General features: G+C 71.1%; 5 protein-coding genes. All 5 read right to left on the bottom strand.

The window, feature by feature from the left end; genetic code table 11:
- The coding region (locus tag D7V88_RS38800) for a heme/hemin ABC transporter substrate-binding protein (RefSeq protein ID WP_208726719.1) at positions 1-811 on the bottom strand (811 nt) is incomplete at its 3' end.
- Positions 808-1,896 carry a hemin-degrading factor gene (locus D7V88_RS38795; RefSeq protein ID WP_120545564.1) on the bottom strand — a complete coding sequence of 363 codons (1,089 nt, stop codon included), beginning with the start codon at positions 1,894-1,896 and terminating at the stop codon, positions 808-810. The genes D7V88_RS38795 and D7V88_RS38800, both read right to left, overlap by 4 nt.
- Positions 1,896-2,555, bottom strand: coding sequence for an HmuY family protein (locus D7V88_RS38790; RefSeq protein WP_120545563.1), 660 nt, complete (start codon positions 2,553-2,555; stop codon positions 1,896-1,898). The genes D7V88_RS38795 and D7V88_RS38790 overlap by 1 nt, the downstream gene beginning before the upstream one ends.
- Positions 2,556-2,596: 41 nt before the next feature.
- Positions 2,597-4,582, bottom strand: coding sequence for a TonB-dependent receptor plug domain-containing protein (locus D7V88_RS38785; protein WP_120545562.1), 1,986 nt, complete (start codon positions 4,580-4,582; stop codon positions 2,597-2,599).
- Positions 4,583-4,723: 141 nt separating this feature from the next.
- Positions 4,724-4,882 carry a hypothetical protein gene (locus tag D7V88_RS38780; protein WP_244238627.1) on the bottom strand — a complete coding sequence of 53 codons (159 nt, stop codon included), beginning with the start codon at positions 4,880-4,882 and terminating at the stop codon, positions 4,724-4,726.
- Positions 4,883-5,087 lie beyond the last annotated feature (205 nt).

Here is a 5,087-nt window from a genome sequence, read left to right as displayed (position 1 = left end):
GGCCCATGAAGTCCACGTCGTCCACGGTGACGAGCTTCCAGCCCTTCACCTGCGACAGGCCGGGCTGCCTCGCAAGGCCCTCCGCCCCACCCACCGACTCCACCGAGCCCGCGGGCAGCAACACGAAGTCCGGCGCCGCCGCCACCACCGCCTCCGCGCTGAGCGGCTTGTAGCCCTTCAAGTCCCCCACCGCGTTCACCGCGCCCGACAGGCGGATGAGCGTGTCCGCCACGGAGCCGGAGCCCGCCACCATCATCGTGCCCGCGCCCCGCGCGTACACCGCGAGGATGCGCGGCGGCTTCGTGCCCTTCGCGGCGGTCACGCGTCCAGCCGCCCGCGCCAGGTCCTCGTCCAGCTTCGCCACCAGCGCCCGGCCCCGGTCCGGCGTGCCCAGTCGGTCCGCGACGGTCTGGATGCGAGCGCGCGCCGCCTCCACCGTGGGCTCGTTGGAGAACGTCTCCACCTGCATGCCCGTCTGCTTCAACTGCTCCAGCACCGCCGGAGGCCCGGCCTCCGCCGACCCCAGGAGCAGGCCCGCGCCCAGCGACAGCACCCCTTCGGCCGACAGCGCGCGCTGGTAGCCCACCGTGCGCACCTTCGACGCCTCCGGCAGCGCCCCGCTGGAGTCGTCCACGCCCACCACCCGGTCGCCCGCGCCCAGCGCGAACACCGTCTGGGTGATGGCAGGTCCCACGACGACGAGCTTCGGCGCGGCCTTCGCTTCCGCCTTCTTCGGCTCGGGCGGCGCCGCGTGCACGGACAGGGCGAACAGGGCGGACACGAGCCCCCACTTCGAAGCCATGCGCTTCATGACGCCACCTCCACCGCGGGCAGCGCCCGGCCCAGCTCTTCCATCAACGCCCGCCACGCCGGGGACTCCAGCTCCCCCGGCTTGCGCTTGCCGAACAGCAACCCGATGTTCTCTCCCGCGCGGTCGAACAGCTCCAGCGAGGTGACGGTGCCGTCGCGCGTGGGCTTGCGCACCACCCAGGCGGAGTGGACGTGGTCCGCGCGCACGTGGAGGTTGAAGCCCGGATCCAACACGTTCATCCACGGGCCCATGGGGCGCACCGTGCGCACCGGTCCGGTGTGGATCTGGATGGCCCCCGGGTTGCCCACGAAGATCATGATGGGAAGCGCCGACGACGCGGCACGCTCCAGCGTCCAGCCCAGCGCGTCCGGCGCCACCGGCAGCGCGAAGTCCGGGCCCGCGAGCCGCAGCGCCTGCGTGCGCGCCACCTTGAAGCGCTTGAGCAGCGCGAAGAACTCGTGCGTGTCCTGAAGCGCCCGCCAGCCCTCCACCAGCCCGGGCGCGTCGATGTCCGCATCCGGCAGGGGCACGGCCGGCGCGGCCACCGGCACCACGTTCAACACGTGGGACTGGTCTTCGTGCTTCAGCTCCGTCACCAGCGCCTCGAAGGCGGCGACGTCGCCCTCCGGCTGGAGGTAGATTTTGTGCACGGCGGTGCCCGCCGCGTCGAACACATGGAGGCTGCGGCGCACCTCGCCGGACACGTCCTCGCGCAGCGCGAACGCGAAGCACCACCGCGACAGGAACAGCCGCAGATCGATGTCCTCGTCCAGCACCAGCGCCATCGCGCCGTGCACCTCCACCTTGCGGTAGACGCCCTTCTTCTCATGCACCGCGGACGCGTTGCGCGTCAGGGCCATCACCCGGCCCAGCGACTCCAGCCGGGGCAGGAGCACGTCGAAGCGCGGCTCCAGCCGCACCAGCTCCCCGTTCAGCCCGGTGGCGAGCAGCTCCGCCTCGCTCACGCCCAACTGCTCCGCCGCGTCGCGGATGCGCGTGCGCGGCTGGGACTCCCGGAAGGCCTGCCAGCGCTCTCGCAGCGCGGCGGTCGTGCTCACGGACTTCTCCGCAGGGGTCGTCGTCATCACGGCTGCCCCCCGGCCGGCGCGGTGACCTTCGCCCAGCGCAGCTTCAGGTTCGCGGGCGTCCCGGCGGCGTCGTAGTACGACAGCATCTCCACCTTGAAGTACGTCCCCTGGTCGGAGCGGACGACGTAGAGCTGCGCGCGCGGCGTGAGCGTGTGGAACTTCAAATCGTAGAGGTACCAGTTGCCCGCCGAGTTGAAGACCGTGTCCGGCGTGGTGTCCACGTCGTCACCGTCCGCGGCATCCGTGGCCCAGCCCGTCGCCGGCGCCTGGGTGAGCTGTTCAAACGTCGTGTCCGCGAGCACGGCCACCTGCACGCCGCCCGTCCCGCTGACACCCCCGCGCGACTTCACCACGAAGCGCTGGAAGGACAGGTCCCAGGCCGCGTCCTCGGTCGCGCTGACCTCCTTGCCGATGTCCAGATCCAGGCCCACCCACAGCGTCGGCTCCGTCGCGTTGATGACCGACGTGAAGGACCCGTCGCCGTTGTCCTGGTGCTTGAGGTTGGCGCTGTCCTCCGGATGGACGACGGGGTCCTCCTCCTCCCCGGGCCCCGGCTGGGGTTGCAGGTCGTCACCGCAAGCGGAACTCAGGCCCGCGACGAGCAGCGCCGCGCAGGCACGGCCCAGGAAGCCAGGGCGGAACGGAATGGGGAACATGCGGACTCCTTGCAGGAAACACGGAAGGTGGAAGGGACAGCTCAGAACCGGGTGGACACCCCGGCCTGGAGGGTGCGGGGAGGAATGGGCAAGTCGTCTGGATTGCCCGCGTCGGTGAGGTTCGTGCCGACGACGAAAAGCTGGAGCCCGCCCGCTGGCATGAGCCAGGCGATACGGGCATCCAGGGAGACGGTGGGGCTGGCACGGTAGGAATCCGCCACACCGTCTCCGTTGGTATCTGGGTAGAAGGGCCGCTCGCCCGTGAGCGCGCCGCGCACCAGGGCTTCCAGGCCCCAGGGGCGGTAGCGCCAGGAGGCCTGCGCGGTGAAACGGTGGCGCGCCTGGCCTTCCAGTTGGCGCTCCAGGTCCTGGTCGGTGCCGTCGGTGAGCGTGTAGCCCAGCTCCACCTGGACGCGGCCGGGCAGCGACTGGCGCACACCCAATTCGCCGCCGCGCACGCGCGCCCGGGCGATGTTGATGTACGAGTAGCGCAGGGCCTCGCCCTCGGACTGGAGCGACGCGGCGATCATGTCGCGCAGCGAGTGCTGGAACACGCCCGCCCACACCACGGAGTCGCGAAAGGGCCGCACCTCCACGTTGAGGTTGTAGCTGCGCGAGCGCTCCGGCTTCAGGTCCGGGTTGCCGCGCACGGTGTAGCCCACCGACGGGTTCTCGAAGTCGATGAGCAGGTCCTGGAAGCTGGGCGCGCGGTAGCCCCACCCGTAGCCGCCGCGAAGCGTGAGCCACGACAGGGGGTCGACCTTCAACGCAGCCCGGGGCGTCACCGCGAACCCGAACTGCGAATCCAGGTCCACCCGTCCGCCCCGCACGATGACCAGCCCCAGCTTCTCCCAGATGGTCCACGTGTCCTGCGCATAGAAGGAGCCGCGCCCGCGCCGCCCCTTGCCGCCGTCCAGCCGGTCCGAGTGCAGCCACTCGCCCAGGTACTCCGTGCCCACCACGAACGCGTGCGAGCCGGGCCGCGCGTCCAACTGCACGCCCAGGCGCGCCTGCTGGTCGCGCGTGTCCTCCACGGAGTCCAGCGCGGAGGCGTTGCGCTGGTCGCGCAGGTAGCGGCGCTCGTAGTGCCCGTAGGACAGGTCCGTGCGCAAGATCGCCTTCTGCCCCAGCTTCCAGGACGGCGACAGGCGCGAGGCGAAGGTGTTGTCGCGGGTGGCGCGGTCGAAGACGGCGTTGCCCGCGCCCAGGTCCACGCCGCGCTGGATGCGGTGGGAGAAGGACGCCGTGCCCTCCAGCGACAGCTTCTCCGAACCGCGCCAGTCACCGCGCGCGGACACGTCATACCCATCCAGGCTGCTGCCAGAGGTGCCGATGTCCGTCGGGTCCAGGTCATACGCGGAGCGGCGCTGGAGCCCCGCGCTCATGCGCAGCCCCCACGCGTCGCCGCGCGTCTCGCCCGTCGCATCCAGGTCCAGGCGGTTTTGCGTGCCGTAGGCGGCCCGCAGGTCCGCGCCCAGGGGCCGCTGCGCCTTGCGCGTGATGAAGTTCACCACGCCCGCCACCGCGTCACTGCCGTACATCACCGACCCCGGGCCCTTCACGATCTCCACCTGTTCGATGTCCTCCATCGACAGGCGCGACAGGTCCACGTCGCCGTCCACCTTGCCGGTGACGCGCTCGCCGTCCACCAGCACCAGCACGTACTCCGGCGCCAGGCCCTGCATGGACAGCCCCGCGCCAGAGAAGCCCTGCTGCACCACGAGGCCCGGGCGCGCGGAGAGCAGCTCCGAGGCGTCCCGCGCCCCGCTCGCGACGATCTCCGCGCGGGTGATGACCTCCGTCGTCACGGGGGATTCGCGCACGCGCTCCTGGCTGCGAGAGCCCGTCACCACTGTCTGGAGCGCGGGGGCCTCATCGGCCACTCCGGCATCCACCACCACCGTCTGGAGCGCGGGGGCCGCCTCGGCCACGCCGCCATCCACGACGGACGGCACGTCCTCCGCCCGGGCCACGCCGGACAAGAGCAGAAGACTCAGCAGTGCGTAACCACACCAACGCCCGGGCATCCCAGGTCCTCCCGGCACGAAAGCCGGGGGCCTCCGCGAAAGGGAAGCCTGTCGGGCGCTGGGCTCAAGGGCCTCGGGCCTCAGGAAACACACCACAACCACTTCCGGCGCCTCACGCGGCTCCGGACACTCCAGGTCTGCTCAGCCGCCTTCACCCCGGGGCGCGGGGGTGCCCCTGCGGGACTCCCGCGGAGGCGCCGAGGCCGAGGTCTCCAGCGGAACCACCTGCGTCCGGTGACACCGGCGGCACTTCAACTCCACGCCGCCCGGCACCAGCCGCGCCAGCAGGCTGCCGCACATGCAGCGCAGCTCCCCGGCACTTCCCTGTGGCCCGCATCCCTCGTGCATCGCGGCTCCCTGCGTTTGATGGGGCCGGACGATATTGATACTGAATATCAAAGTCAAAAGACTTCCGGTGAACACCTCAAGTAGGTGTTCGTATGAGGAAGCCCCTACTTCGTGCCCGTCTTCGCGGCGGGGCGGGGGGCGGCGGAGTCCTTGGGGA

It is taken from the genome of Corallococcus terminator (genome assembly GCF_003611635.1).
Lineage (GTDB): Bacteria > Myxococcota > Myxococcia > Myxococcales > Myxococcaceae > Corallococcus > Corallococcus terminator.
Note: the sequence above shows the minus strand (reverse complement) of the source record. Positions and strands in the feature narration are given on the sequence as shown.

Bases quoted from the DNA above. Each gene is read 5' to 3' on its own strand.
- D7V88_RS38795 (WP_120545564.1), bottom strand. From the start codon at position 1,896: ATGACGACGACCCCTGCGGAGAAGTCCGTGAGCACGACCGCCGCGCTG.
- D7V88_RS38790 (WP_120545563.1), bottom strand. From the start codon at position 2,555: ATGTTCCCCATTCCGTTCCGCCCTGGCTTCCTGGGCCGTGCCTGCGCG.
- D7V88_RS38785 (WP_120545562.1), bottom strand. From the start codon at position 4,582: ATGCCCGGGCGTTGGTGTGGTTACGCACTGCTGAGTCTTCTGCTCTTG.
- D7V88_RS38780 (WP_244238627.1), bottom strand. From the start codon at position 4,882: ATGTGCGGCAGCCTGCTGGCGCGGCTGGTGCCGGGCGGCGTGGAGTTG.